23 protein-coding genes are annotated in these 26,714 nt (G+C 51.1%); 16 read left to right on the forward strand and 7 right to left on the reverse strand.

Annotation, left to right across the window (positions count from 1 at the left end; all coding sequences use genetic code 11):
* Positions 1 to 39: 39 nt before the first annotated feature.
* Complete coding sequence (locus BN4_RS07375; RefSeq protein ID WP_015414749.1) at positions 40 to 2,823, forward strand: ABC transporter substrate-binding protein; 2,784 nt, start codon at positions 40 to 42, stop codon at positions 2,821 to 2,823.
* Entirely contained in the window at positions 2,820 to 4,370 is a 1,551-nt protein-coding gene (locus tag BN4_RS07380; RefSeq protein WP_015414750.1) for a response regulator, read from the forward strand. The genes BN4_RS07375 and BN4_RS07380 overlap by 4 nt, the downstream gene beginning before the upstream one ends.
* Here BN4_RS07380 and BN4_RS07385 read toward each other — a convergent pair.
* From BN4_RS07385 to ispH, 5 genes are all read right to left on the reverse strand, one after another.
* On the reverse strand, positions 4,367 to 7,243 hold the full coding sequence (locus BN4_RS07385; RefSeq protein ID WP_015414751.1) for a bifunctional diguanylate cyclase/phosphodiesterase: 2,877 nt from the start codon (positions 7,241 to 7,243) through the stop codon (positions 4,367 to 4,369). The two genes, BN4_RS07380 and BN4_RS07385, sit on opposite strands and share 4 nt — an antisense overlap.
* Positions 7,244 to 7,394: 151 nt before the next feature.
* The gene (gene moaA / locus BN4_RS07390) at positions 7,395 to 8,399 is read right to left on the reverse strand and encodes a GTP 3',8-cyclase MoaA (protein ID WP_015414752.1); all 1,005 of its coding nucleotides are present in this window, start codon (positions 8,397 to 8,399) and stop codon (positions 7,395 to 7,397) included.
* A 167-nt stretch (positions 8,400 to 8,566) separates the two neighbouring features.
* The gene (locus BN4_RS07395; RefSeq protein ID WP_015414753.1) at positions 8,567 to 8,929 is read right to left on the reverse strand and encodes a molybdenum cofactor biosynthesis protein MoaE; all 363 of its coding nucleotides are present in this window, start codon (positions 8,927 to 8,929) and stop codon (positions 8,567 to 8,569) included.
* A gap of 225 nt (positions 8,930 to 9,154) precedes the next feature.
* Positions 9,155 to 9,295, reverse strand: a complete 141-nt coding sequence (locus tag BN4_RS17700; RefSeq protein WP_157871302.1) for a hypothetical protein — start codon at positions 9,293 to 9,295, stop codon at positions 9,155 to 9,157.
* Between the two features lie 62 nt (positions 9,296 to 9,357).
* Complete coding sequence (ispH, locus tag BN4_RS07400; RefSeq protein WP_015414754.1) at positions 9,358 to 10,206, reverse strand: 4-hydroxy-3-methylbut-2-enyl diphosphate reductase; 849 nt, start codon at positions 10,204 to 10,206, stop codon at positions 9,358 to 9,360.
* Between the two features lie 154 nt (positions 10,207 to 10,360).
* Here ispH and BN4_RS07405 point away from each other — a divergent pair, with 154 nt between their 5' ends.
* The gene (locus tag BN4_RS07405; RefSeq protein WP_015414755.1) at positions 10,361 to 10,993 is read left to right on the forward strand and encodes a TetR/AcrR family transcriptional regulator; all 633 of its coding nucleotides are present in this window, start codon (positions 10,361 to 10,363) and stop codon (positions 10,991 to 10,993) included.
* A gap of 222 nt (positions 10,994 to 11,215) precedes the next feature.
* Complete coding sequence (locus BN4_RS07410) at positions 11,216 to 12,094, forward strand: glutaminyl-peptide cyclotransferase (protein ID WP_015414756.1); 879 nt, start codon at positions 11,216 to 11,218, stop codon at positions 12,092 to 12,094.
* 376 nt (positions 12,095 to 12,470) lie between these two features.
* Here BN4_RS07410 and lgt read toward each other — a convergent pair whose 3' ends face one another.
* Positions 12,471 to 13,283 carry a prolipoprotein diacylglyceryl transferase gene (gene lgt, locus BN4_RS07415; RefSeq protein WP_015414757.1) on the reverse strand — a complete coding sequence of 271 codons (813 nt, stop codon included), beginning with the start codon at positions 13,281 to 13,283 and terminating at the stop codon, positions 12,471 to 12,473.
* A gap of 107 nt (positions 13,284 to 13,390) precedes the next feature.
* Between lgt and BN4_RS07420 the strand changes: the two genes are divergently transcribed.
* The 3 genes from BN4_RS07420 to BN4_RS07430 all read left to right on the forward strand — a co-directional run bounded on the left by BN4_RS07420 (position 13,391) and on the right by BN4_RS07430 (position 15,567).
* Positions 13,391 to 14,143, forward strand: coding sequence for a hypothetical protein (locus BN4_RS07420; RefSeq protein WP_015414758.1), 753 nt, complete (start codon positions 13,391 to 13,393; stop codon positions 14,141 to 14,143).
* 16 nt (positions 14,144 to 14,159) lie between these two features.
* A complete protein-coding gene (locus BN4_RS07425) occupies positions 14,160 to 14,819 on the forward strand; it encodes a hypothetical protein (protein WP_015414759.1) in 660 nt (219 codons plus the stop codon).
* A gap of 133 nt (positions 14,820 to 14,952) precedes the next feature.
* Positions 14,953 to 15,567, forward strand: coding sequence for a 3'-5' exonuclease (locus BN4_RS07430; protein WP_041720806.1), 615 nt, complete (start codon positions 14,953 to 14,955; stop codon positions 15,565 to 15,567).
* 23 nt (positions 15,568 to 15,590) lie between these two features.
* On the opposite strand, the gene arfB is transcribed toward BN4_RS07430, so the two are convergent.
* Positions 15,591 to 16,019: an alternative ribosome rescue aminoacyl-tRNA hydrolase ArfB gene (arfB, locus tag BN4_RS07435; protein WP_041720807.1), complete on the reverse strand. Its 429-nt coding sequence runs from the start codon at positions 16,017 to 16,019 to the stop codon at positions 15,591 to 15,593.
* A gap of 202 nt (positions 16,020 to 16,221) precedes the next feature.
* Here arfB and BN4_RS07440 point away from each other — a divergent pair, with 202 nt between their 5' ends.
* The 9 genes from BN4_RS07440 (at position 16,222) to BN4_RS07485 (ending at position 26,704) form a co-directional block, all read left to right on the forward strand.
* Positions 16,222 to 16,710 carry a YchJ family protein gene (locus tag BN4_RS07440; RefSeq protein ID WP_015414762.1) on the forward strand — a complete coding sequence of 163 codons (489 nt, stop codon included), beginning with the start codon at positions 16,222 to 16,224 and terminating at the stop codon, positions 16,708 to 16,710.
* Between the two features lie 253 nt (positions 16,711 to 16,963).
* Positions 16,964 to 18,034, forward strand: a complete 1,071-nt coding sequence (ispG, locus tag BN4_RS07445; protein WP_015414763.1) for a flavodoxin-dependent (E)-4-hydroxy-3-methylbut-2-enyl-diphosphate synthase — start codon at positions 16,964 to 16,966, stop codon at positions 18,032 to 18,034.
* A 5-nt stretch (positions 18,035 to 18,039) separates the two neighbouring features.
* Positions 18,040 to 19,785: a proline--tRNA ligase gene (locus tag BN4_RS07450; RefSeq protein WP_015414764.1), complete on the forward strand. Its 1,746-nt coding sequence runs from the start codon at positions 18,040 to 18,042 to the stop codon at positions 19,783 to 19,785.
* 363 nt (positions 19,786 to 20,148) lie between these two features.
* Positions 20,149 to 21,855 (forward strand): methyl-accepting chemotaxis protein, encoded by a 1,707-nt coding sequence (locus BN4_RS07460; protein ID WP_015414765.1) that lies wholly within the window; start codon positions 20,149 to 20,151, stop codon positions 21,853 to 21,855.
* Between the two features lie 53 nt (positions 21,856 to 21,908).
* Positions 21,909 to 22,664 carry a substrate-binding periplasmic protein gene (locus BN4_RS07465; protein ID WP_015414766.1) on the forward strand — a complete coding sequence of 252 codons (756 nt, stop codon included), beginning with the start codon at positions 21,909 to 21,911 and terminating at the stop codon, positions 22,662 to 22,664.
* Positions 22,665 to 22,817: 153 nt separating this feature from the next.
* Positions 22,818 to 24,317 carry an exodeoxyribonuclease VII large subunit gene (xseA, locus tag BN4_RS07470; protein WP_015414767.1) on the forward strand — a complete coding sequence of 500 codons (1,500 nt, stop codon included), beginning with the start codon at positions 22,818 to 22,820 and terminating at the stop codon, positions 24,315 to 24,317.
* Entirely contained in the window at positions 24,314 to 25,306 is a 993-nt protein-coding gene (locus BN4_RS07475) for a M23 family metallopeptidase (RefSeq protein ID WP_015414768.1), read from the forward strand. Before xseA ends, BN4_RS07475 begins: the two co-directional genes overlap by 4 nt.
* Positions 25,307 to 25,575: 269 nt before the next feature.
* Positions 25,576 to 25,815: an exodeoxyribonuclease VII small subunit gene (gene xseB, locus BN4_RS07480; protein WP_015414770.1), complete on the forward strand. Its 240-nt coding sequence runs from the start codon at positions 25,576 to 25,578 to the stop codon at positions 25,813 to 25,815.
* Positions 25,805 to 26,704 carry a polyprenyl synthetase family protein gene (locus BN4_RS07485; protein WP_015414771.1) on the forward strand — a complete coding sequence of 300 codons (900 nt, stop codon included), beginning with the start codon at positions 25,805 to 25,807 and terminating at the stop codon, positions 26,702 to 26,704. Before xseB ends, BN4_RS07485 begins: the two co-directional genes overlap by 11 nt.
* The last annotated feature ends 10 nt before the right edge of the window (positions 26,705 to 26,714 follow it).

A 26,714-nucleotide genomic window follows, 5' to 3' on the forward strand; every position in this document is an offset into this window, starting at 1 on the left:
TATTAGTCCATAATGGAATCTCGCGCGGAGTCATGAAACATGGGTAGAAGAGCTTCAGAGACAAGACTCATTCCAACTCTCACTGCAACAGCGATCTTTTTCGGACTGATGCTGTTTGCTGCTGGAGGAAATGCAGCTCCGCCATCCCGAACACGGCCCCTTCTTGTCCAACTCAAATGGACACATCAATTCCAGTTTGCCGGGTACTATGCAGCCAAGGCCAAAGGGTATTATGAGGAAAGGGGAATTGATGTCATCCTGAGGGAGAGCCTCCCTGGCACCGATGTAACTGAAGAAGTTCTAGCTGGCAGAGCAGACTTCGGCATCGGAGACTCGAGACTCCTGCTCGACTACAATCAAGGAAAACCTGTTGTCGTCATCGGCGCAATTTTCCAGCATTCTCCCAATGTCATCGTCACCATGGCATCATCCGGTATCAAGGTGCCACGCGATCTTCGCGGAAAACGCGTAATGCTCAAGGGAAGCACTGTGGCCCCTCTGTGGGCCATGCTCGCCCAGCAGGGAATCACCCGCGATGAAATGGTCCTGCAAACTCTCTCCAGGTCACTGGATGATCTCATCAACGGTGAGACCGACGCCATCCCTGCTTATATCACGGACCAGCCCTACCGCCTGCAATTGATGGAACATGAAATCAATATCATCAATCCATTGACATATGGCATTGATTTTTATGGAGACTGTCTTTTCACTTCCTTTCCCTTCGCTCGCAAAAATCCCGAGCTTGTCGAACAATTCGCCAAAGCAACGTACAAGGGATGGGTATACGCAATGACTCACACAGAGGAAATCATTGAGCTTATCCGTCTGAAATATAATTCCCAACGAAGTCTCGGGGAACTCCGCTATGAAGCCGAAACAATGCAGAGGCTGATTTTCCCCAAGCTCATATCCGTAGGGTCCATGAATCGAAAGCGATGGGAACTTATTGGTGAGGCCTATAAAACCATTGGGATAATACAGGACACACACCCTCTCGATGATTTTATTTATATATCCAAAGATCGCAGACGGGCGGAAACTTTTGCCAGGTGGATGCCGTATATGGTCATCGCGGCCGGATTGATAGTCGCGGCAGCCCTGTCTCTGCTGCTCTTCAACCGTCGCCTCAAACGGGGCATCGACAAGCGAACCAAGGAGTTGAACAGGAATCGCGAGAGCTTGCGACAGGTTATCGACCTGGTCCCGAACATGATCTATGCAAAAAATAGAGAAGGCCGATTCATCCTCCTGAACAGAACCATGGCAGAAAGTCTCGGGCAATCCATCGAAGCTCTGACTGGCAGCATTCATGCCCATGTCCACCCGGACACGACACAGATCATTCAAATGCAGGCTGATGAGAACATGGTTCTTCAAACGAATTTTCCCAAGGTGGTCATGGAAGAGCCGTATCTTCATGCCGACGGAACGCTGCATTGGCTTCAGACAACACGGCTCCCGTATATACCGGCGGACTCCGATGAACCGGCTGTCCTGATCCTATCCGTGGACATCACCAAACGACGCGAATCTGAAGCCGCACTCAAAAGCAGTGCGGAACGTTTCAGCGCCATATTTAACCAGACATACCAATTCTCTGCCATTCTCAGCCTGGATGGAACCCTTATTCAGGTCAACGAAGCGATCCTTGATGCCTTTGAGGTCACTTCTGAACACATCCTCAACAAACCCTATTGGGAAACACCCTGGTGGGGAAGAAATGAGTCCATGCAGACCTGGCTGAAACAGGCCATAAAAAGTGCAGCGACAGGGGAAGTGGTCAGAAAGATAGCGACTCATGAACTTGCTTCTGGCAGTCATATGGTCGTGGAATTCACCCTCAAGCCTGCCACCAATGAAGAAGGTGAGATTCTCTTTCTCATTGCCGAAGGACGGGATATCACTTCCTTGAAAAATACTGAGGAGAAACTGCGACACCTCAATGAACAATTGGAACTTCGGGTTGCCGAGCGCACACGCAATCTTGAAGAAGCAAAACATGAACTTGAGACTTCATTGGAACAATTGCATCAAACCCAGGAAGAACTGGTGCTCTCCGAAAAGCTTGCCGCTCTGGGAGGCCTGGTGGCCGGAGTCGCACACGAAATCAATACGCCTCTTGGCATCGGAGTCACCGCCAGTTCCTTTCTCCAGGAACGAATCATGGAACTGGCCCAGAAATTCGATACGGGCGATCTTAAAAAGTCGGACCTGAAACGCTTTATCGACATAGGCAAAGAATCCTCCACGAGTATTCTGACAAACCTCGGCAGGGCCGCAGAACTCATCAAGAGCTTCAAACAGGTCGCGGCAGACCAATCCTCTGAACAACCCAGAAAATTCAATCTCAGGGAATATGTTGATGAAGTCCTTTTAAGTCTGAGGCCCAAATACAAGCGAACAACCCACAGCATCGAAAACCATTGCCCGGATATCGAACTCTTCAGTTATCCTGGTGCCATTATGCAGATCATCACCAATCTCTTGGTCAATTCCCTGACACACGCCTACCCGGATGGCTCGTCAGGAAGAATGATCATGGGAGGTGAGGTCAAAAAGGATATGCTCCTTTTCACATACAGTGATGATGGAATCGGCCTTGAGAAAGAGGCTGAAGACAAAATTTTCGAACCGTTTTATACTACGAAACGGGGTGAAGGCGGCACCGGTCTTGGCCTGCATATCGTTTTCAATACCGTTACCCAGACGCTGGGCGGTTCCATTCAATTCGAAAGTTCGCCAGGTGAAGGCATCAAGTACGTAATTACCATGCCACTCAACCGGAGTCATGGCTCCGAAGAACAGGAAAATCCAGCATGACTGATGACGAATTAATTTTTGCAGCAGAAACCACAGAGACAGCACTCCCTATTGAACAACGACTCTGGAAACTGTTGGTAGTAGACGACGACAGCTTTGTGCACAAGGTCACCAGACTGGTCCTGGAAGATTACACATTCGAGGGCAACGGCCTGGAAATCCTCTCTGCTTTTTCTGCTGAAGAAGGGAAAAGCCTGCTCAAGGAACATCAGGATATAGCAGTCATTCTCCTGGATGTGGTCATGGAAACACACCAGGCAGGCCTGGATCTCGCCGCATGGATCAGGGACGAATTGGACAATAATCTCATTCGTATCATCCTGCGGACCGGCCAGCCGGGCGAGGCCCCCGAACAGGAGGTCATCTTCAAATATGACATCAACGACTACAAGGAAAAGGCGGAACTGACTTCACAAAAACTCGCCACAACAGTGACGACCGCCATCAGATCCTATCGAGATCTCCGCACCATAGAGCGAAATAGGGCTGGACTGTCACAAATAGTCGCGGCTTCTCCAACCATTTTCAGATCTCAATCCCTAGGAGAATTCGCTTCCGGTGTCCTGACACAACTCGTAGCAACCCTCAGTCTGGACGATGACACTGTCATGGCTCGAGCATCCGGCCTGGCCGCAGCCAAGGAAGACGGTAGTTTCAAGGTTATCGCTTCCACCGGCAAGTACAGCCTGACCAGAGATATGCCACTGGAACGCTTGGGGGACAAGGAAGCTCTTCAAAGCATACAGTTCGCAACAAAAAACAAACAGACATTCTTCAAGGATAACACTTTCGTAGGGTTCTACAGAACTGCCAGTGATTCTGAAAGTGTCATTTACCTCCGCAGTTCCGGTCCCATCAGTGAAATTGACAGAGACCTCATAGAAGTTTTTTCAAACAATATTTCAGCAGCTTATGACAACCTTGACCTCCATCGGGTTCTCAATGAAACGCAAAAAGATCTTCTCTTCATCCTTGGCGATGTTGTGGAAAGCCGCACAATGGGAATGTCAAATCATGCACGACGAGTCGCAGAATACTCACACCTTCTCGCCCTGCGTTCCGGTATGGATACAGAATCAGCAAACCAGTTCAAACTGGCCTCTCCCATGCATGACATCGGCAAGATAGGCATCTCCGATTCCATACTCTTGAAACCATCCAAGCTGGATGCCAGAGAATTTGACATCATCAAGGGACACCCGACAATTGGCTATAATATTCTGAAAGGGTCGGAAAGACCGTTGATGCATCTCGCAGCCATTATTGCGCTGGAACATCACGAACAATGGAATGGCGAAGGATACCCCATGGGTCTTGCCGGAGAAGAGATCTCGCTTGTTGGCAGAATCACCCGCGTCGCCGATGTCTTCGACGCTTTGGACAGTCACCGCCCCCACAAGGAACCATGGCCCCTGGAAGACTCCATCGATTATATGAAACAGAATCGCGGGACCGATTTTGACCCGACAATCATTGATCTTTTCATGGAAAACCTGGATGAAATTCTTGAGCTCAGAGCAACCTATGGTGATGAGAGTAAAGACTAACTCTCGATCATGCACGCAGTCCCGATGGACCGGACATATGTAATAACCTCTTCCAAGGGCAAGGGTTTACTGTAATAGAATCCTTGAATCAATTCACATCCGAATTCTCGGAGCATTTCTATCTGCTCCTTGGTTTCCACGCCTTCAGCCACCACCCCTATACCCAGGTTTCTGGCCATAAGAATGATCGTTTCAACAATTTGAGCGTCTGAAGCGTCGGTCGTGATATCCCGAATAAAAGAGCGATCGACCTTGAGCACATCAATAGGAAAATTCTTGAGATAGTACAGTGAGGAGTGCCCTGTTCCAAAATCATCAATGGAGATGGATATCCCATGCTCCACCAGAAGGTTGAGCTTGGCAATGGAAGACTGAACATCGGTCATGAGCGTGGACTCTGTAATCTCCAGTTCCAACTTGGATGGTGACAGTCCATTTCGTTCAAGGCTGGAAACTACCATCTCAACCAAATCATCCTGCTGGAACTGAATCGGTGAGAGATTCACCGAAACCCGGATGTCAGAGCATCCGATGCCATCAAAAACCTGCATGGCCTTACAAGATGTCTCAAGGACAAATTCGCCCAGAGGGACTATCATCCCGGTTTCTTCAGCCAGTGGGATGAAATCTGCAGGGCTCATCAAAGACCCGTCAGGCTTCTGCCAGCGAACGAGAGCCTCCACCCCTTCCACCGCGCCGCTTCCCAACTGGACCTTGGGCTGGAAGAAAACCGTAAATTCCTGGTCCTTCAATGCCTGCCGCATATCGCTTTCAAGCTGAATACGCTTGAAAACACGCGCATTCATCTCCTTGGTAAAGAGAAAATAGGAATTTTTTCCATTCGCTTTCGACTGATACATGGCCATGTCTGCGTTCTTGATCAATTCTCCGGGAGTTTCTCCATCATCCGGAAACATTGTCACACCGATGCTGGGCGATATTTCCACTTCCTGATCATAAATGAAGAACGGAGCATCAAAGGCTCTCAGTACCTTTTCCGCAATCTCCGCAACCTCGTGTTCACTCCCAACTTCCTCGAAAATCAAAAGAAACTCATCGCCGCCCAATCGTGCGACCGTATCAGCGTTCTTGAAGTGAATTTGCAGCTGCTTGGCAACTTCCTGAATCAGGACATCTCCCTTGGCATGACCGAATGAGTCATTGACATTCTTGAAATTATCCAGATCAAGGTACAGTACCGCCACCTTTGTCTTATCCCGCCCGGCATGCGCAAGAGCCACCCCAAGTCGGTCCTGAGCAAGGGCGCGGTTGGGCAAACCTGTCAACGCATCATGGTATGCCTGATGTTCGATCTGCTGATCCTTCAGCTTCATATCGGAGATATCATGGAACACAGCCACATAGTGACTCACATCGCCGTTTTCATCTCGAATTGAACTGATACTCAGAATTTCCGGGTACGATTCTCCATTCTTACGCCGATTCCATATTTCACCATGCCAGGCTCCCCGCTCCTTCAGAACCTTCCACATATCCTTGTAAAAACCGGCATCATGTCTGTCGGATTTCAAGACTCGCGGGTTTTTCCCAAGCACTTCTTCCGGCTCAAAACCGGTTATGGTTGAGAAGGAAGGATTCACCGCAATAATGGCTCCATGGCGGTCTGTAATGGAAATACCTTCCAGAGCGTGCTCGAAAACCATGCCGAAAAGCTTGAGTTGCTGTTCTGCCTTGATCCGTTCCTCTATCTCCGAGAGGAGTCCACGCCTGACCTCATCAAGCTGCTCCATGTATTGGTTGAAATGCCTGGCCAGCTCGGCAACTTCCCCCACACCGACAATATCAGCCCGAACCGAAATATCCCCTTTTTCCGCAGCTGACATATTGGCTGCCAGTTTGGATATGGGCCGGGAAAACGAAAGCCCCAGGTAATACGCAATCGGAAAAAGAAGCAACAAAGCAGCTATGGAAGCCAGGATCAGAACATTCCGAAGTTTTGTCAGCGGGGCATATACTTCATCCAGATAACTGGCCGACGCGACAGTCCAATCAAGCTCCGGTATATACCGATAAACCATAATTTTCTTACGAGGCTCTCCATGCTGTGGATCTTTCCAGAGATACTGTAACTGCCCATCCCTGCGCCCCAACAGCGACTTGAAAAGCTCCTTTCCCTGCGCATCCAACCCATTGGAAACATTCCCGGCAAGCCAGGGGTGAATAATCACTTCCCCCCGTCCGTCCAGAATAAATGCGTACCCGGAAGGACCTATCCCAAATCGGTCAAAGCCGGCCCTGAAATCGTTGATATCAATAAGGGAAGTGAATTCTTCTCGGTAGGAGGAAACGGAAACAATCCAATTCCAAGGCTCGAAATAGTCCATATAAAGCGCCTTGGGTCTCGCGATGGTCTCTCCTGGATTGGCCCAATCATATTCAATGTATCCACTGAGCATGGACGCCTGAGCCTTGGCCAGCCACTGCTCCGAGATATCTTTACCCATCAGAGATGGGCTGGGATGCAGCGTAACCTGACCTTGGGGTGTTATACTGTATATGTACCCGGTTTTGCCAATAGTCTGGCTGCTCAAGATCTTCCGCGCGTAAAGCTGAGCAGTTTCACGATCCAGATTCCCGGCCTGCACCTCTGCCTCCAGCCCTGCAAGAATCTCGACGTTCTTTTCAGCAATGGCCCGGAGCCTGTTCCGTACGGAAACACGACCGGCAGTTTGGACCATATTTCGGATGGCATCTGTGGAAGAACTCAACTCGGAAATGATATTTTCTTTGAGAGTTTCTCTAACCCCTGAAAAGATTATACCCGATGTGACAACGGTAATAAGGAGAAAAACGAGAGAAAACCACGCAATAAGGTGGTATTTTATACTGATATCTTGTTTCAATAATTTCAAAGCGAACTACCTGTTACTGGCTCGAATCCGATCACCCACGTAAAGAACAAAGGCGTAGATTTAAACAGTATAGACTCACACCGCTTTTGAAAAGATGATTATAGCAAAAAAAACCGGCAGGCTCTGATTCCGAAGGATTCACTCCGAGACATCAACCACCAATGGATGCCATCCGAGTCCGACACACACCCTGCCCAGCCGGCATCCGTTCCAGCAATTCATACCCCATGGGCTTGTGCCTGCTGGCTCGTCGCAAAATGCGCTCTACTGCTGACAGACCAAGCTTTGGATTCCGCAGCACTGCCCGCAACTTGTACACTTTGTCGGAAAAAAGGCAGGTGCGCAAATTCCCGTTCGATGTCAGCCGCAATCTGTTGCAGGTCGCGCAGAAATGATTGGTATAGGGGGAGATCAAGCCAATACGCCCTTTCCCGCCTACAATGGAAAACATTCGGGCAGGTCCGCTTTGTCCGCACCCGGCCTCGACAACAGGCTCCATCTCAGCCAGGGCCATGGCCTCGGCCAATATTTCTTCGGATTTCCAAACCCGGCTGTCATCCCATCCAGTCTCCAGACCGACAGGCATGAACTCGATAAAACGCATATCCAGGACATTTTCACGGGCGAAGTCGACAAATGCAGGCAGTTCGCCATCATTGACCCCACGCATGGCGACGGCATTGACCTTGACGGTCATCCCCGCCTCAATACACCGATCAATATTCGCCCGAACATCCTGAAACAGATCACGCCCGGTAATCTTCTCGAACATGGCGGGATCAAGCGTATCAAGAGAAATATTGATCCGTTTTATTCCGGCCTTGGCCAGAGGGGTGACATATTCCCCGATCAAGGTGGCGTTGGAAGTGACGCACAAGTCCAGTTGGGGAAACCGGGCTGCCGCCCGAATCATGAAATCGCCAAATCCTTTGCGAACAAAAGGTTCTCCCCCCGTAAAACGAACCTTTTCCACCCCCAAACCCACAGCAAGTTCCATCAGTTCAAGAATTTCTTCATAACGCAGGATATCAGGGTGAGGAATGAATTCACGTCCTTCACCGGCACAGTAGGTACAGCGCAGGTTACAACGGTCTGTGACGCTGACGCGCATATAGCTGGCCTTGCGACCATGCTTATCTTCAAGGAGCTTGTGCATGGGGTCCCTACCATTGAGTCAGGATATGAGCCATAGAGATAAAAGACATCAATGTCAGGCCCAATCAATTCAATAAATGGTTCCATCATGCCGATCAACCCCGGCATAACGGAGACGAGTCATTGAAAGATGCGAGCCGCGACTATCGCATCTTTCATCGTTGAAAATCAGGCAAATATTTCCTTTTTGCTCACAGCCTCGGATTTGACACGATCAAGAAAATCGGCAAGCGCAGCTTTGACATTTTCCCTGATATCACCAGCCACAATGAGGAACAGGACATCATCACCGGGAAGCATGGTTCCTGACTTGGCATGTGCGACCGCCCTGAAGATGCCGTCGTACGCTTCAATCTCTTTTCTGATTTCCTCGATCTTCTCATAATCCTGTGTCACTTCGATGGCAGTCACTTCCGTCCGGTCCTTGCGCGACCAACCACGGACAACGCCATTATGCACCAGCATCATACCAACATTTTCGGTAAATCCCGGCTCTTTCTTCAAATCTGCTATTGCTTTATTGATATCCACGCGAATCTCCCTGTCTTTTAGTCTTCCATTGAACTGTTCGATATGCCGTCAGTGCCCCCTGGGCAAGTGTCGAGTTTTTCCCCCCGGTCCGGCACTACAAAAGCTATCCCCGCGCTGCATTATAATAATACCACACTCCCCAACGTCTGTTAAGGTAAGGCTGACAATGATGACATTGTCATCGTACTGGTACTCCTCTCCTGGGTGAGCCTATCGCCGGTTCCGTCACCCCTGGACCAGGTAAAATCGACTGCCGCGCACTCCAACGCCCTCCACTGCCTTGGATGCATGGACCGCACAGACGACGTCGGAAACAACGCGATGGGCATACGACTCGGGGCCAGGGTCAGCTTTGTGGAATCCCATCCATTCCGCAAACCGCCTGGCCCCTTGTTCGTGCCAACTTCCAGCACGACAAGTGGAATATGCTACATTTTTTCCAAAGCAGACAGCACTTCATCAATGAGATGACGGGGAGTTGAAGCCCCGGCCGTAACACCAACCCGCTCATAGAAAGTCAATTCGTCAAGATCAAGATCTGCCACCGTCTCAACATGTTTGCACGGTGTCCCATTATCCATGGCAACCTGAGCCAACCGCCGGGTATTCCCACTATTAAAGCCACCGACCACTACCATGAAATCAACCTCGCTGGAAAGACTTTTGGCCTCCCTCTGGCGGAGTTTGGTTGCATCACAAATGGTATTGAGCACCACTATATCGAGAGTCGGATCACCTGCAAGCTCTTGAGTCATAGCATCAAAAAGCGCCCTGTCCTGAGTCGTCTGGGCAGCAAGGACATATGATTTGTCCTTTACGAGCGGGTAGCTCGCCAATTCTTCGGCGGATTCAAAGAGAAAATGACCATCTTCGGCATAACTCACCAACCCCTTGACTTCAGGATGATCCGCTTCACCATAAAGCAGCAGTTCCTCTCCTTTCCGAGTATGTCTCGCTATGAGTAATTGGGCCTTCTTGACTCGCGGACACGTTGCATCCTTGATAATGATATCCCGCTCCGCAAGCTCGGCTTCCACCTGCCGGGTTATACCATGAGCCCGAATCACAAGATATGTTCCGTCCGGAACCTCTTCGGGCTTTTCGGCAATTATGACACCCAGTTCAGCATACTTTTTCAGGACTTGAGGATTGTGAATGATGGGGCCAAGAATATAGATGGGCCGCCCGTTGGCTCTTGCTACAAGCGAATCAAGCTTGGTCAAGGCGAGATCAACTCCCATGCAAAATCCGGCAGTTTCGGCAAGTATCACTTCCATGCATTATCTCCTGGTAAACTCAAGAACGCCACAGAACGGAAAGTCACACCGAGGGTTTCCGAACATGCACCTTGACTTATAGTGGCAAAATGAATATTAAATTCAATTAATTGTTTAATCTTTTCATGATGGACACAGTCCGCAAACAATCATTATGAACGACAAGACTGACGTCAACACAAAAGATGCCCTCCTCGCCGCGGCAATTGAAGTCTTTGCGGACAAGGGATTCGACGCGGCCACCGTCCGTGATATATGTGGTAAGGCAAACGCCAATGTCGCCGCTGTCAATTATCACTACGGAGGTAAGGATGCCCTGTATGTCGCTGCCCTGGAGCAGGTTTTTCCCATGGAAGAACACACGGACATCAGCACCGACACTTCGCTGGAACCGGAAGAGCGGTTACGGGTCTATCTGACAATGATGGTGGATGAGATATATGAACGCGGCAATGGGATGGTTAATGAACGGTGGGCCATCTTCCTCCGGGAAATGGCAAAACCAAGCCCCAACCTCGACTTTATCGTTCACCGACAGGTAGAGCCTCGCGCCAATGAACTCCGCGAAATTGTCGCTGCTATTCTCGGCCCGGACACACCGGATCAGGTGCTCGCCTTTTCCAGTTCGAATATATGGGCCATGATGCTTGATCACGTCCTGACCCAGCCCATTCTGGATCGTTTGAGTCTCAAACGTCCGGCCGTGAAAGGGAATAGAAATAGCTTTGTCCAGCATCTTGTCCGTTTTGCCCTTGGCGGACTCAACGCTGTCAAAGGACAGAACTGAAAGAACAAGCGCTCCCCCATTCCCGTTGCACTCTTTTCCAAAAACCATTCTGTGCAGTCCATGCCCTTGAAAAGGAATCAGACACGGAACCAGACATCCTCGTTCCCTTGATCCTTTGACATCAAATTTCCTCTTTCCTATTCTGACGGAGTTTGGATACAATTGGCAGCTTCTGTCCGGCATCAAAGAGAACTCATTCTGCCCCAACACGGAAACAACTCAATGCGCCTTTTCCCATATTCTTCCATAACCATTTCGCCTTTCACAGGGCACCCTCCTGAGCACAAAGGCGGGAAGCGGTTTCTTTCACCATGCATCCTGGCAATTCTCACCATCTTCGCATCCCTTTCCGTGTGCCATGCCCAGGCTCCCATGTACATCGCACGAATCAAGTCCGAACACCCACATGATAAAAAGGTATATACTCAGGGACTTTTTTTTGCCAACGGACACCTCTACGAATCATCAGGGGGGTTCGGGGAATCTTTTCTCTCCATTCTCGACCCTCAAACAGGCACGGTCATCCACAGCCAATCCACGCCGAGAAAATATTTCGCCGAAGGCATTACACAATATAATGGCAAAATTTTTATGCTCACCTGGCTTTCCGGCACCGGGTTCATCCATTCCATGGATACATTGGAACTAATGGCCAGCTTTGCCTATCGGCAACGAGGCGACTCCACCGAAGGCTGGGGACTGACTTATGACGAGACGAATTTCATCCTCAGTTCAGGCAAGGCAACATTGCACTTTCATCGACCTGACGATTTTGCCCTCGTCGGCTCCGTGACAGTCAAGGATGGCAACCGCCAGATACGAATGCTCAACGAATTGGAGTATGTCGGTGGTATGATTCTCGCCAACGTCTGGAAATCCGACACCATAGCTATTATCGCCCCGAAAACGGGTATCGTCCAGGGATGGATAGACCTCACTCCCCTGCGCACCCGCCTCTCCAGCAATGCCGGAGTGGCCAACGGTATTGCCTATGACAAAAAAACAGGCACCCTGTACGTAACCGGGAAGCATTGGGACAAACTCTTTGAAATTGTCATCGATGAAATGCTGTGGCGCAGACCGGTGAACCAACCGGAATAAATCAAACAGACACGGAACCAATTCGACAATGCCATCAAAAAAGGTCCCCTTGAAGAAGCAAGGCGTTCCCCATAACTCCTGACAAATGGACAAAATCCCCAAGGGAAAATGGCTTCTAGTTTTTTTACTGGAAAAAAACACTTCCCATAGTCTCTATGGTTTTCGTTCGCCGAAGATGAGAATGGAATGCTCACAGGTACAGCTCGTGAGCCATCGGAGACAAAATCACCGAACAATGCCGCCGCAGGCGATTTCCTCTTCTGTCTTTTCACCGTTTGCAAAAAACATCCTGTCGAATGAGAGCATCTCTTTTATGGCATCATATCAACAAGAAGCAAAAATGATGCTAGAGGGACAGATTCCTTTGCCTCTCAGGTTACCTGCTGGAGGATTCGAGAGTTGGATGAGCCGACTCTTTTCTGGAGGCCCATACCAAATACCCCGCGCCAAAAACAATCATGGGAAGGCAGAGTACCTGCCCCATGGACATCCAGTCGAGCGCGACAAAACCGAGTTGGGCATCAGGCTCTCGAGCAAACTCGACGATGAATCGGAAAATTCCATAGCAAAGCACAAACATCGCCCCCACACACCCTCGCGGCCTCGGCTTGGCTGAGTAGCACCACAGAACAATGAAAAGCAACACGCCTTCAAGCCCTGCTTCATAGAGCTGTGACGGGTGCCGGGGGAATCCTCCGGCACCGGGAAAGACCATTCCCCACCAGCCATCAGTGGGACGTCCCCACAATTCGGCGTTGATAAAATTGCCAAGACGTCCGAAAAAAAGGCCGGGCGGAACCAGCGGCGCAACAAAGTCACCGATTTCCCTGAAAAGCATGTCATTGGCTCGCCCGAAAAACCAGCAGGCCACGAGTACACCAAGCAGTCCACCATGAAAGGACATGCCCCCTTCCCACACATACAATATTTTCAATGGGTGCTGCGAATAATAAGGAAGGTTATAGAGCAGACAATAGCCGAGACGACCACCCAACACCACACCGACAACGGCCCAGGTGATAAAATCATCCATTTTCACCGGAGTCATTTTATTCCACGGTTTTCGCGCCCTGTAGCGCCCCAAGAGCCAACCGGTCACTACGCCGAAAACGTACATCATACCATACCAACGCAAATGCAGGGGACCGACGGAAATCATGATCGGGTCGAAATACGGATAACTGAGCATATAAGATTGCGGTTGAGACCGTCTTTGTTTTCTTGTGAGATTCTGGTATACTGCGCTTGCGGCACAAGGTGTGCCTTTTTGATTTCAACGTCAAGCCCGGGTCAGATATGGACACGCAAAAACCACTGAAGCTTGATATACTTGAGATGCCCTTCGAAGGACTCGCCGCCTATTGGCTTTCCATCAAGAAAATCATGGATACCAAAAAAGGCCGGACAATCATTGATGAAGAGAGATCGCATACTGAGGAGCCATATATTCTTCACCTGCTGGAGACGGTTTTCTCTTCACTGTCTTCGGATATGATACGCCGACTCGCTCAGGTCAAGAAAGAAACCCAGCTCGAAGACTATGGGCGAAAGATTGATCTCATGCGTATCGCAGCCTTTGCCATTGCTTCTGGAGAAAATCCACGTATCACGCTCGTCCGTATGGATTCGAAATTCGCGGCACCGCTAATTTCCGAAGACAGGGCACTCGACATGGCAACCGCCATGTTCGATGCAATCAAACCCAAGGGCGTCAACATGAATATCCTGCTTTCGGTCAACCACAAGCTCATGGCGGACCGACTGCTTGTCAAATTGCTCTTTTTCGTCATGTACTCAAGACGCGAGGGAAAGCAAAGTCTCGAACGTTTCCTGCCCCACCTCGGTTCCCGATTCTTTTCCGAAGCCGTGGCGTTGGCCATAGACAACTTCGAAGCAGACTTTCTGGCATACCACCTCAAAAGTATCCGAGACAATGCCGTCACCGAAACAGGACGCAAGATGGACATGGCAATGGAGATGTCCCTGGCCATCAGAAATAAACTGGCCTACGAAGATGTTTTTAGAATTGCACGAGCGTACCTGCCATAAAAAGGAACCACTTTTCATGAAAAAACGATTCTCCCTCATCACGACAGTCTGTCTCCTGGTAATATTGGCAGCCACCAGCGCCCTTGCAGGGAATGCGCTCCGTTCGGGGCGGAAAAATTTTGAACGCGCATGGTCCGCCTCTTTTTTCCTCAAGGAAGACAAAGCAAACACCTATTACCGCGCAGCTGCACACGCCTTTGAAGAGGCGTTGGCACAAACGCCCCCCAGCCGGACGGCGCTGTTTGCTTCGAACCTGGCCCAGGCGGGAATTTCTTTCTATTACGCAGGAAAGAACGACTTATGCATCTCGACCATGGATATGGCATTCAAAAAAGACGACCGCCTTTGGGAAGCCCCGCTCTTTTCCGCCATGGCTCATGCCCGAAAAAAAGCCGCAAGCGCCACTCAAACACTCCTTGAAAAATATATGGCGACAAGTCCGGGCCAGCCCATCCTGTCCGACGAAGTCTCCCGCCAACTTGAAAGCCTGGACAGCACCCCACTCTCTCTCAGGACAACAGTCGCCAAACTCGAACAAGCCTATCGTTTACAGATCAGAAACAACCTGAAATCCATCGGACGCGGCAGCGAAGCTCCCATGGACCTCTGCAATGGAAATTATTGGTGGAGACAGAATCGGACTCCCTGCTATCAGAAGCAATTTGTGGACAATTGACCTGAAAAAAGCCTCTGAAACGGGAAATCCATCCCTAAAAAGAGACTTTTTCAACGCCGGGCTTGACGAACAGGGGAAAAATATAGAAACATTCATCCACTTCCACGGGGCAACCCCGAAAAGATTCTTAAGCATGACCAAGTCCGCAACAATACCCGCACACCACCTCAAGGTCTTTTCCAAGGCCGATATCAATGAAATGCCCCTGCGTCGATACGAGGGACCGGTCACGGTCGTCCGTACCGAAAAACAACGAATCCAGGCCCTCAAGGAAATGGCAAAAGAGACTATTCTCGGTTTTGATACCGAGACTAGGCCAGTCTTCAAAAAGGGCAAAAAACCAGGCCCACCATCATTAATCCAATTGGCGACAGCTGAACAGGTCTATGTTTTTCAAATAAATATCCTGAGGCTGTGCGACGGATTGTGCGACCTGCTTGCCGATGAGAGCATCACCAAAACAGGTGTTGCTGTCCGTGATGACATCCTCGGTCTGCAACGACTGGCCGATTTTGATCCCGCCGGGTTCATCGACCTTTCCGACATCAGCGCCAAGGCGAGCATGCAGACACATGGCCTACGAAATATGGCTGCCAATCTTCTTGGATTCCGCATCTCAAAATCAGCCCAATGCTCGAATTGGGCCAAGGAAAAATTGACCCAGCAGCAGATATCCTACGCGGCCACGGATGCCTGGGTCAGCCGGGAACTTTTTCTGGCTCTTCAGGAACTCGAACTTATTCCGTAATTGTTCGTCCCTCTCTCAAAAACTCAATATTCCCCACGCACATTGGGGGTTTTCCTCTGCTGCTTGCGTTCACTGGTACGACGCTTTCGGTCAAGCCGCCGTCGTTTTGCCGATTTTGGCACAGCCGTATCCTTTCGAGGCATGACCGGCGTCAACGCCCATTGCATCAACTCCACAAAGCGCTCAATGGCAGAGTCCTTGTTGGTCTTTTGACTACGGAATTTTTGGGAAGTCACGCGAAAAACTCCTCTTTTGTCGATCCGACGACGCAGTTTTCCCTTTATTGCGACCTTCTGTAACGGGGTCAGGCTCCGACTTTTTTCTATATTGAAAAGCAGGGTCACACGCGTGTCCGTGGTGTTGACATGCTGCCCACCCGGTCCGGAGCTGCGTGAATTTATAAACCGAATTTCATCGTCAGGAAGAGTGAGGTTGTCATTAATGCGAATCATGACCGCACGGTGCCATGAGCAGGAGAACTTCGCAACACCCCACATCTGAATTGACACCTTGGCGGCTTTCTTTATATTCCACTCATCTCATTGAACTCAACCGAGGCTGTTTTGAAGGTGACGCGCCCATGGCAGTCCTGTTCCGGCAAAGATTTCTGCCGGTCCAAGGATACCCCGGACATCAGCCCATAAGGATACCATTATGACCAATGCATGCCCATGCGGTTCCGAAAAGGAATACGCCGACTGTTGCTCCCCCCTTATCAAAGGGGAAAAGCCCGCTCCTACAGCCGAAGCTTTGATGCGCTCGCGTTACACGGCCTATGTTCTCAAGGATATGGACTACCTTAAGGAATCTCTGGCTCCCGAGGCTCTGGAAGGCCATGATGATTCATCAGTCAAGGAATGGGCCGAACGCGCCAACTGGCTCGGACTGGAGGTCCATGAAACCTGGGCCGGAGGCGAAGGTGATGAATCAGGCATCGTCGAATTTTCTGCCCAGTACGCCATAGATGATGAAGCGCTGATTCATCGAGAACGTGGTGAATTCAAACGGATCGGGGAGCACTGGCGCTACGTGGATGGCACCATGGTTTCAGGCCCGCCGGTCAGAAAGGAACGGAAAATCGGCCGTAATGAGCCGTGCCCATGTGGTTCCGGGAAGAAATACAAAAAATGTTGCGCCAAATAAGAATTGAGACAGCTTCGTGGACATCTTTTGCCGGATGTCCACGCTCTGAGTTCTGTGCCGTTCACCGCCCCAATGCTCTTTTTTCGGACAATCCCAATGTCACTTGGCCCAAAGAGCAGCTTCCTGCACGGCACTTCCCTCTCGTGCCCCATGCTCCTCGGCAGAAACGGTTCCCCACACGCCCTGCCCAATACGAAACCTGCTACCGCGCCTCTTGGCTTGGCTCACGAAATAACGTATTGTCCCACACCCTATGAAACGAAACCGAACACGCACCTTGAATGTCGGGAACGTGGGCATCGGCGGGAAAAACCCGGTGCGCGTCCAGTCCATGTGCAACACGGACACCCGAGATATCCTTTCCACCATGACACAGATTCGGCAACTGGCGGATGCCGGATGCGAGATCGTCCGGGTGGCAGTTCCTGACGATGAAGCGGCTGCGGCTCTTTCTGCCCTTTGCGACCAATCACCGCTCCCACTCATTGCCGACATCCACTTTGACCACAGGCTGGCGCTGACAGCACTGGATGCCGGTGTTGACGGACTGAGGATCAACCCCGGTAATATAGGGAATGAACATCGGGTCGACGCAGTGGTCCGAGCAGCCATGGCGCATGGGGCTCCCATTCGCATCGGTGTCAATGGAGGGTCACTGGAAAAGGACCTCCTGCGGCAGTATGGCGGCCCCACGCCGGAAGCGATGGTGGAATCGGGGCTGCGCCATATTTCCATGCTTGAGAAACGAGGTTTCCATGATATCAAAATTTCACTGAAGACATCCTCTGTGCTCAACACCATTGCCGCGTACCAACTCATGGCCGAAAAGGTGGACTATCCACTGCATATCGGGATTACCGAAGCGGGGACACTTGTTCGCGGCGCTGTCAAATCCGCTGTGGGTCTCGGTATTCTTCTGTACGAAGGGATCGGTGATACTCTTCGGGTTTCCCTGACCCATGACCCGGTTGCCGAAATAGGTGTGGCGTATGAAATTCTCCGCTCCCTGGGACGACGGGAGCGTGGCCCGGAAATCATATCCTGTCCGACCTGTGGCCGGACTGAAATCCGGCTCATAGAACTGGCTGAAAAAGTCGAGGAAGCCCTTCTCAACGTGGAGGAAGTCTTTACCGTGGCAGTCATGGGGTGCGTAGTAAACGGCCCAGGCGAAGCCAGAGAAGCTGATATAGGCATAGCCGGGGGCCGAGGTCTTGGCATCATTTTCCGCAAGGGAGAGGTCGTCCGCAAAGTCAAGGGCGACGAGAATCTCCTTCCCGAATTCATGAAAGAAATAGAGATTTTTCTCAAAGAAAGGAGTTCATAAACACCATGCGTCTTTCCCGTTATTATGCCCCGACTCTCAAGGAAGACCCGGCTGATGCCGAAGTCGTTTCACACAAACTGTTGATGCGCGCGGGCATGATCCGCAAGCTCACCAGCGGCATCTACAACTACCTGCCCCTGGGGCTGCGATCCATCAACAAGGTCGCCCGGATTATCCGTGAAGAGATGGACCGAGCCGGAGCCATGGAAGTACTCCTGCCGATGGTCCAGCCCGCCGACCTCTGGCGCGAGACCGGACGCTGGGATTACTACGGCAAGGAACTCCTGCGGCTCAATGACCGCAACGGCCGCGATTACTGCCTCGGCCCCACGCACGAGGAGGTCATCACTGACCTTGTGCGCGGCGAGATCAAATCATACAAGCAATTACCCATTAATCTCTACCAGATACAGACAAAATTCCGCGATGAGATTCGCCCCCGCTTTGGCCTCATGCGCGGCCGGGAATTCATCATGAAAGATGCCTATTCCTTCGATAAGGACGAGGCTGGAGCAGAAGCATCCTACTGGGCCATGTTTGAAGCCTACAAGGCTGCTTTCGCCCGTATCGGACTTCGATTCAAACCGGTCCAGGCCGATTCCGGTGCCATCGGTGGTGACTTTTCCCATGAGTTCATGGTCCTGGCAGACACCGGCGAAGATACTATCGCATCCTGCAAGTCCTGCGAATTCGGCGCAAACCTGGAAAAAGCACGTGTTGTTCTCCCTGAAGGGACACCTAATGCAAGCGGGACGCCCTGTCCGGAGATTGAAGCGAGAGCCACTCCCGGAGCTAAAACCATTGAGGAAGTCTGTACTTTCCTTTCAGTCGAGCCCCAAAAACTGATCAAATCGTTATTGCTGACCATTGATGGAGAAGAGACGGTCCTCGCCCTTGTCCGAGGAGACAGAGAACTCAACGATATCAAGTTACGCAACCTGGTTGGTGGCAATGAGATAGAAATGGCCGATGAAGCAACAGTTCAAGAGAAAACAGGCGCGCCTGTTGGTTTTGCCGGGCCAGTGGGGCTGCCTGAAGGTCTGAGAATTTTTGCAGATCAGGAATTATGTACCGGGACAGATTGGGTTGTCGGAGCCAACAAGGCTGATACCCACCTGCTTCACGTATCCCTTGAGCGGGATTGCACCATTGAGCAATTTGCCGACCTTCGTGTCATTGAAGAAACCGACCCCTGTCCGGAATGCGGCGGTGAAGTCGAATTTACCAAGGGCATCGAAGTCGGCCATGTCTTCAAGCTGGGCCTGAAATATTCGGAAAAGATGGAAGCAACGTTCCTTGATGAGAATGGCAAATCAAAGCACATGATTATGGGCTGCTACGGCATAGGTGTTTCCCGGATAGTGGCATCTGCCATTGAACAAAATCACGATGAGAACGGCTGTTGTTTTCCTCCGTCCATCGCCCCCTTTGAAGTGGCATTGATATCACTCGGCGGCAAGGACCAGGATGTGGCAGACAAGGCAGAAGAACTTTATACCGAAATCATGAAAATGGGTATTGATGCCTGCTACGATGATCGCAAGGAGCGTCCGGGCGTCAAATTCGCCGATGCCGACCTCGTGGGGTATCCGATGCAACTGGTTCTGGGCGGCAAGGGACTCAAGAATGGCATCATTGAAGCCAAGGATCGCAAGACCGGAGAAAAATCGGAACTGCCTCTTGAAGGCTTTGCCGAAGCTTTTGTCGCTTGGCGCAAAAAGATTTGGTCCCAATGGGGATTGGATCTTTAGCGACACTTTTGTACTTTTCATACTTGAAAAGTCTGAAAGGCTCACCAGAAGATTCTTCCGACTCAGGCCCAAGTATCGCTTGGGCCTTTTTCTGAGTGTGCCATGCTATCAGTTTTATTGAATTATGTATTCTCCTTTCAAGCTAAAGAATAGCTCAGAACCTCTGCATGACCTCCCTGCCCTTTTTTGTCAAAAACAACAAGACGCTTTTCAATATTGTAAACACACCGAATAGCTACAAAAAACGACAATCTCTCATTGACAAAGTTGGCTAAAAACGGACAAATTGCCCCAAAGGTTCTGCTCATCAGAATATAATAAAGTAAATATGGAATAAAACATATAAAAATCGGTATTGATCCCATGAATACATTTGAACCCACAGCAACAGCCCTTGAAACTCCTGAGAAAAAAGCCCCCTCCCAGATGAGGGGAGGGTTGGAGCTCAAGATTTTGTTGGTCATTGTTTTTGCCGTCACCACGATCCTCACTGGATTCGGTGTGTATGAATATATCACCAGCAAAACGGCCATGACCGCACAGTTGGAGCGCAAAGGCGAAAACATAAGGAAACGCCTGGAGCAGCACCTGATCTCCGCCTTGTGGGACTATGACTCCGACAGCGCCATTACTTCATTGAAAAGTGAGATGAAGGAACACGAAGTCTACGGAATCCTCGTGCACGAAGAAGGTGGTAAAAACATCTTCGCGGCCATGACTCGTGACAAAGAATGGAAGCCTGTAGAAACAAAAACAGCCATCAAAGGAAAATTCGTCACAACCGAAGCGGACATTCTCCGCAGGGGGAAAGTGGTTGGACACGTCACCGTCCTGATCACTGAAAAATTCATGGACGAAGCACTCATGCAATCCATTTACGGGATTGCTGTCAAGACCATTGCCATTGATCTCGCCATTGTGCTCGTCCTGGCCTTTTTCATACGGCGTTTTGTGATGAAACCTCTTGGACGCATACAGGCATTTGCCGCTCGCGTCGGGGGAGGAGACCTGACCTGCACGTTGGTAACTGGTCACTATACTGATGAACTCCTTGTGCTCAAGGATGCCATGGAAAGCATGGTCTGCTCCCTGAGCGACAAGATGGATGAAGTTCAGGAACGCCAGGCAGAAGCGGAAGAACAGACTCGACTGGCCAAAGATGCCGCGCAACAGGCCGATGCCGCCAGACTTCAGGCTGAATCAGCCCGTCAGGAAGGCATGATGGAAGCGGCAAGGACGCTTGAGGGGATCGTTTCAAAAATCAACTCGACATCACACCATATCAGCGAAAAAATCATTGAGACCAGCGAAGGGGCAGAGCGTCAATCTGCCCGTTCTGCAGAGACCGCCACCGCCATGGAAGAAATGAATGCAACAGTCATGGAAGTGGCCAAGAATGCTGGCGAAACATCGATTCAAGCAGAAGAGGCCATGAACAAGGCCAAAGAAGGGGCTGACATCGTCCGGCAAGCCGTGGAAGCCATTGGCAAAGTGGACAGCAAAACTGATGAATTGATGGAGAACATGACCGTCCTCAACAGTCAGGCTCAAAATACGGGACAGATTCTCGGAGTCATTTCAGATATAGCCGATCAGACCAACCTGCTTGCCTTGAACGCGGCCATTGAAGCAGCCCGAGCCGGAGAAGCCGGACGCGGCTTCGCCGTTGTTGCGGATGAGGTCCGCAAGCTGGCAGAAAAGACCATGGATGCGACCAAACAGGTTGAGGAATCCATTAACGGTATTCGCTCGGGCGCGAAAAAGAGTGGAGAAACGACCAAGGAAGCTGACGAGGTTGTCAAGAAGGCAACTGAATTGGCAAGCATGTCGGGCACCGCATTGGATAAAATTCTCGGATTGGTGGAAGGAACTTCCACCCGCATAGCATCCATTGCCACTGCCGCCGAAGAACAATCCGCTACCAGTGAACAAATTACGCGGAGCGTTGATGAAATCAACTCCATCACGGACGAGACAAGCCGCGACATGCACGTGGCCTCAGACGGTGTGGAGGATCTCAAAAATCTGGTTGCCGACCTGGAAGGTTTGATCGACCAACTGAAGAGGTAAGGCCGGATGTCCGGCATTTGTCATAATAACAGAGAGATAGGAGAGACAGACACATGAAGAAAGTTTTGACACTCATTGGCGCTTTGGTCCTGACGCTTGGCATTGCCTGCACGGCTATGGCCTCCGGTGCTGATGATATAACATTCATGACTGAACAATATCCGCCGTTCAACTACGATGACGGCAGCAAGGTGACCGGTATATCCGTGGAAATTCTTTCCGCAATGCTCAAGGAAATGGGATCTTCCAAAACCACCAAGGACTTCTCTGTTCTGCCCTGGGCCCAGGGATACAAGCGCGTTCAGAGTCAGCCAGCCACCTGCCTGTTCTCCATGACGCTGACTGATGCCCGCAAACCCCTTTTCAAATGGGTCGGCCCTTATATTGAAACCAATATCTCTGTCATTACCAAGAAAGGCTCCGGCGTGAAGATCGACTCCGCAGCCGACCTGGGTAAATATACCTATGGTGTCATCCGCGATGATATCGGTATGGAAATGCTCGCAGCCAACGGTGTGGGCGAAGGGAACATGGACATCACCGCCAAGATGGATTCCAACCTGAAGAAACTCGACAAGGGCCGCATAGACGCCATTGCATACGAGCAGACTTCCACCATGTTCCAAATCAAACAGACTGGTATGAATACCGCAGACTTTGATGTCGCATACGTCTTGAAAAACGGAGGTCTCTACTACGCCTTCCACAAGGATACCCCGGATGCGTTGATCGCCGAGTTCCAGAAGGCTCTCGACACTGTCAAGGCCAATGGAACCTACCAGAAAATCCTGGATAGCTACCTCAAGTAATCCGGTTTTCAATGGTCTAAACAGCCCCGGCAGGTCCACTCTGCCGGGGTTTTTCTTTGGTGTCCGACCAGCACTGTTTGCGGTTGTGCCATAGGGGGGTGAGTGCTACCGTGAGCTTCGTACCAAGGAGAAGCGCGTTTTCAGGAGGTTTTTTTGTCCGCCATATTCACTGTCAGTGAGCTGACCCGCTCAGTCAAGAACCTGTTGGAGGCGGAATTTCCGTTTGTCTGGGTACGCGGCGATGTGACAAACCTGTCCCGCCCTGCAAGCGGGCACCTCTATTTCACCTTGACCGATGGCGATGCGGCCGTGTCCGTGGTCTGGTTCAAATCTTCCCAAAAGTCTGCGACGCCCGTGACACTGGGGAATGAGACTATCAATCCTCTGACCGGGGAAGTGGAAGAAGAAGCGCGTGCCACCAGTCTGACCGGAACCACCATTGACGACGGCATGGAAGTGCTTTGTGCCGGACGGCTGAATGTCTACGAACCAAGAGGTCAGTACCAGCTGGTCGCCGAACTGGTGCAGGACCAGGGTCGGGGCGATCTGGCTCTCGCCTTCGAAGCTCTCAAGAAAGCCCTTTCTGCCAAAGGATATTTCGACGACGAAAGGAAACTTGAACTTCCGAGTAACCCGGCTCGGGTTGCCGTCGTCACCTCGCCATCCGGGGCCGCCATCCGGGATTTCCTGCGCATTGCCAATACTCGTGGCACCGGCAGTGAAATCAGAATCTACCCCACACTGGTCCAAGGAGAGAATGCTCCATCACAAATAGCAGCGGCACTTGACCTGGTCGATGCCGAGGACTGGGCAGATGTCGTTGTCCTCATTCGTGGGGGCGGATCACTGGAAGACCTCTGGGCCTTTAATACGGAACCGGTGGCAGATGCCCTTTTTCGCATGCGCCTGCCCGTGATAACAGGAGTCGGGCACGAACCCGATGTTTCCATTGCTGATTTCGTGGCTGACAAACGTGCTGCCACCCCAAGTCATGTGGCGCAGGAACTCTGGCCGCGCAGGGAAACGCTTGCTCAGCGCCTGGATGACCTCGACATGAACCTGACACGACTGTATACTCAGTGGTTCCTGACCAAAACTACGAATTTCAGACATCTACGCAAGGCGTTGGGCTGGCTGTCTCCCGAGCGTAAACTGGAAAGGATGGAAGACCGATTCACCACTTTGCTGGCGCGCCTTGAGGATGCGGGGCACGACCTTATCCATGACAAGAACTCGGACACCAAAGACCTTGCATGGCGATTAAACCGAATCTATGGCCCGGATCACCTTGAACGAAAAAAAATGGGGATTGTAGAGCAAAGCACCCGCCTGATGCGTGCCTTCGGCCCCTCTGTCATTCAAGAAAAACGTCGTGAAACAGCTCTGCTTGCCAAACAGATGCATCAGGCCATGACACATTTTTTGGACACAGCAGAACGACGATGTGAGATCTCGACCGCAACCCTTGGCGGACTTGATCCGGAGGCACCTCTGCAACGCGGCTATTCCCTGATCCGGGTAAAAAAGACAGGCGATTTTTTACGTGACCCGAAAGAGGTGACGTCGGGCGACGCTCTTGATATCAGAGTGAAAGAAGGACACATTAGCGCAGTTGTCACCAACGAAAATACAGACTCTCAGGAGAACAGATGAAACGGCTTATCTTGCTCATATTTCTCGTCACCGCACTGACATTACCTCTTGTACCAGCCACGGTTCCGGCTCAGGATTTCGGCCTGGAAGACGGAGATGACATCGGTTTCATCCTGCCCAAGGATGCCCAGGCCGCCCAGATGGAAACTCAGGAAAAGACTTCTGCCGACTCCGCCATCGTCCTTGCTGCCCCAAGTCGCATCGGTCTGGGTAAAGCCTTTATAGTTCGACTGACGTCTGACCAACCGCTGGATTCCGTCTCCATCAACTGGCAAGGGAAGCAAGTTGTCCCATCCATCTCCGTCTGGAACGATCACCATGTGGCGATGACCCTGCTCGGTACCGATGTTTTGACTGCCAAACCCGGACAGGAGGAACTCTCCGTCATAGCGTCCATCAACGGCAAGGAAAACACTTTTCGCCGCACTGTCCAGATTATTCCTGTGGATTATCCAAAGCAGATTCTGACACTGCCGGAAAAAATGGTGACACCACCCGAGTCAGTCTATGAACGTATCAAGGCTGATAGGGTTGCCACCTCCAAGGCTAAGGAAACAGTCTCGCCACAACGCACATGGCAATTGCCACTTGAACGGCCGGTTCAGGGCAAGGTTACCAGCCTCTATGGAGTCCAGCGCATTCTCAACGGCAAACCCAAGAATCCGCACCGGGGGCTTGATTTCCGGTCTCCCATAGGGAATCCGGTCAAATCAGTGGCCGATGGCGTGGTTATTCTTGTTGGTGACCACTATTATGCCGGGAATTCAATCTACATTGATCATGGGAACGGGGTCGTTTCCATGTATTTTCACCTGTCCAAACCCATGGTCAAGGAAGGTGATCAGGTGAAACGAGGGCAAGCCATAGCGCTGTCCGGCATGTCGGGCCGTGCCACTGGTCCCCACCTGCACCTTTCCGTTTCCGTCCTCGGCCAATTGGTCGACCCGGCCCCATTGTTCACGAACAGCGTTGATACCCTTTTGCAGTAGGAGACAAGCCATGAGCATCATCAACGGAAGAAACAGTCCGACTGCGATGCGTTTTTCAAAATGGTCCGCTCCTACCAGATAAAGGCAAGCGCATCCATGAAAGAGGGGAATCTCAACACCCCAGGCCCGCTCTCCAGCCTTTAATAAAGTGTCTGGTCTCCCAATGGCACTGAACACGATTTGACAGCGTTCAGTCCCCTGTATCGAAAATGAATTTAGTTACAATCCCTCTGTGAACAGAGAACAAATCTCCCGCAGGAGAATGATATATGGCACAAGAAACCTTTGAGAACAGATTAGACAAACTCAAATCGGTAGTGGAACGGCTGGAGCGCGGCGATCTCCCTCTAGAGGAAGGTGTGGCCCTGTATAAGGAAGGACTGAAATTGACCAAGGCCTGCGGCAAACAACTGGAAAATGCCCGCCATGAAGTCAAATTGGTATCCGAAGGACTCGTCAAGGAATTCGAGGCGCTTGAAACCATGGAGACAGAAGCTGATGATGATTAAGGAGCAGTTAGGCTCACGCGCCGCAGTCGTGGAATCCTATCTCAAAGCAGCCATGAAAGACCGTGGTATTCCTGCTCGACTGCATGCATCCATGGAGTACTCCCTGTTGGCAGGAGGCAAGAGACTACGCCCTGTCCTGACCCTCTCATGGGCTCAAATGCTTGGCGAGGCCACCATCACGGACGCGGTTATGCCTTTCGCAGCCAGTCTGGAATGTATTCACACCTACTCGCTTATTCACGATGACCTGCCTGCCATGGATGACGACGACCTGCGCCGGGGAAAACCATCCAACCACAAAAAATTTGATGAAGCCACAGCCATCCTGGCCGGAGATGGCCTCCTGACCGAAGCGTTCGGATTGATGTCCACCGCATCCATTGTCAAAGGGTTGCCTGCTGATCGGGTGCTGCGAGCCATAGCCGTACTGGCCCATGCAGCCGGTGCAAGCGGTATGGTCGGTGGCCAGGCTGTGGATATGGAACTGACCGGCGGCACGAGTGTCGCCCTTGAGCAACTCCGCATCATGCATGCCATGAAAACAGGAGCGCTGATTACTGCGGCCTGCGAGTGTGGCGCGATTCTCTCCGGATCGACTGAAGCGGATATCGAAAATGCGCGCGAATATGGCCAGGCAATAGGCGTCGCCTTTCAAATCGTTGATGATATCCTTGATGTTGTCAGTGATACGGAAACCCTTGGAAAACCTGCCGGAAGTGATGAGGCTATGGGAAAATCAACCTACCCGGCGCTCATCGGACTGGACAAAAGCAAAGCATTGGCCCGAAGACATGTGGACAGTGCGCTCGAACGGTTGACAACGTATGCCGGAGCCGAACATCAATTCCTGGCGGATTTGGCCCGGTACATTGTAGACAGAGTCTACTGATTGGCTTAGA

The organism is Pseudodesulfovibrio piezophilus C1TLV30 (assembly GCF_000341895.1).
Taxonomy (GTDB): domain Bacteria; phylum Desulfobacterota; class Desulfovibrionia; order Desulfovibrionales; family Desulfovibrionaceae; genus Pseudodesulfovibrio; species Pseudodesulfovibrio piezophilus.

What these genes read in the sequence shown, in the direction of transcription:
- BN4_RS07375 (WP_015414749.1), top strand. Translation starts at nt 40, where the DNA reads ATGGGTAGAAGAGCTTCAGAGACAAGACTCATTCCAACTCTCACTGCA.
- BN4_RS07380 (WP_015414750.1), top strand. Translation starts at nt 2,820, where the DNA reads ATGACTGATGACGAATTAATTTTTGCAGCAGAAACCACAGAGACAGCA.
- moaA (WP_015414752.1), bottom strand. Translation starts at nt 8,399, where the DNA reads ATGCACAAGCTCCTTGAAGATAAGCATGGTCGCAAGGCCAGCTATATG.
- BN4_RS17700 (WP_157871302.1), bottom strand. Translation starts at nt 9,295, where the DNA reads ATGGGATTCCACAAAGCTGACCCTGGCCCCGAGTCGTATGCCCATCGC.
- ispH (WP_015414754.1), bottom strand. Translation starts at nt 10,206, where the DNA reads ATGGAAGTGATACTTGCCGAAACTGCCGGATTTTGCATGGGAGTTGAT.
- BN4_RS07405 (WP_015414755.1), top strand. Translation starts at nt 10,361, where the DNA reads ATGAACGACAAGACTGACGTCAACACAAAAGATGCCCTCCTCGCCGCG.
- BN4_RS07410 (WP_015414756.1), top strand. Translation starts at nt 11,216, where the DNA reads ATGCGCCTTTTCCCATATTCTTCCATAACCATTTCGCCTTTCACAGGG.
- lgt (WP_015414757.1), bottom strand. Translation starts at nt 13,283, where the DNA reads ATGCTCAGTTATCCGTATTTCGACCCGATCATGATTTCCGTCGGTCCC.
- BN4_RS07420 (WP_015414758.1), top strand. Translation starts at nt 13,391, where the DNA reads ATGGACACGCAAAAACCACTGAAGCTTGATATACTTGAGATGCCCTTC.
- BN4_RS07425 (WP_015414759.1), top strand. Translation starts at nt 14,160, where the DNA reads ATGAAAAAACGATTCTCCCTCATCACGACAGTCTGTCTCCTGGTAATA.
- BN4_RS07430 (WP_041720806.1), top strand. Translation starts at nt 14,953, where the DNA reads ATGACCAAGTCCGCAACAATACCCGCACACCACCTCAAGGTCTTTTCC.
- arfB (WP_041720807.1), bottom strand. Translation starts at nt 16,019, where the DNA reads ATGATTCGCATTAATGACAACCTCACTCTTCCTGACGATGAAATTCGG.
- BN4_RS07440 (WP_015414762.1), top strand. Translation starts at nt 16,222, where the DNA reads ATGACCAATGCATGCCCATGCGGTTCCGAAAAGGAATACGCCGACTGT.
- ispG (WP_015414763.1), top strand. Translation starts at nt 16,964, where the DNA reads ATGAAACGAAACCGAACACGCACCTTGAATGTCGGGAACGTGGGCATC.
- BN4_RS07450 (WP_015414764.1), top strand. Translation starts at nt 18,040, where the DNA reads ATGCGTCTTTCCCGTTATTATGCCCCGACTCTCAAGGAAGACCCGGCT.
- BN4_RS07460 (WP_015414765.1), top strand. Translation starts at nt 20,149, where the DNA reads ATGAATACATTTGAACCCACAGCAACAGCCCTTGAAACTCCTGAGAAA.
- BN4_RS07465 (WP_015414766.1), top strand. Translation starts at nt 21,909, where the DNA reads ATGAAGAAAGTTTTGACACTCATTGGCGCTTTGGTCCTGACGCTTGGC.
- BN4_RS07475 (WP_015414768.1), top strand. Translation starts at nt 24,314, where the DNA reads ATGAAACGGCTTATCTTGCTCATATTTCTCGTCACCGCACTGACATTA.
- xseB (WP_015414770.1), top strand. Translation starts at nt 25,576, where the DNA reads ATGGCACAAGAAACCTTTGAGAACAGATTAGACAAACTCAAATCGGTA.
- BN4_RS07485 (WP_015414771.1), top strand. Translation starts at nt 25,805, where the DNA reads ATGATGATTAAGGAGCAGTTAGGCTCACGCGCCGCAGTCGTGGAATCC.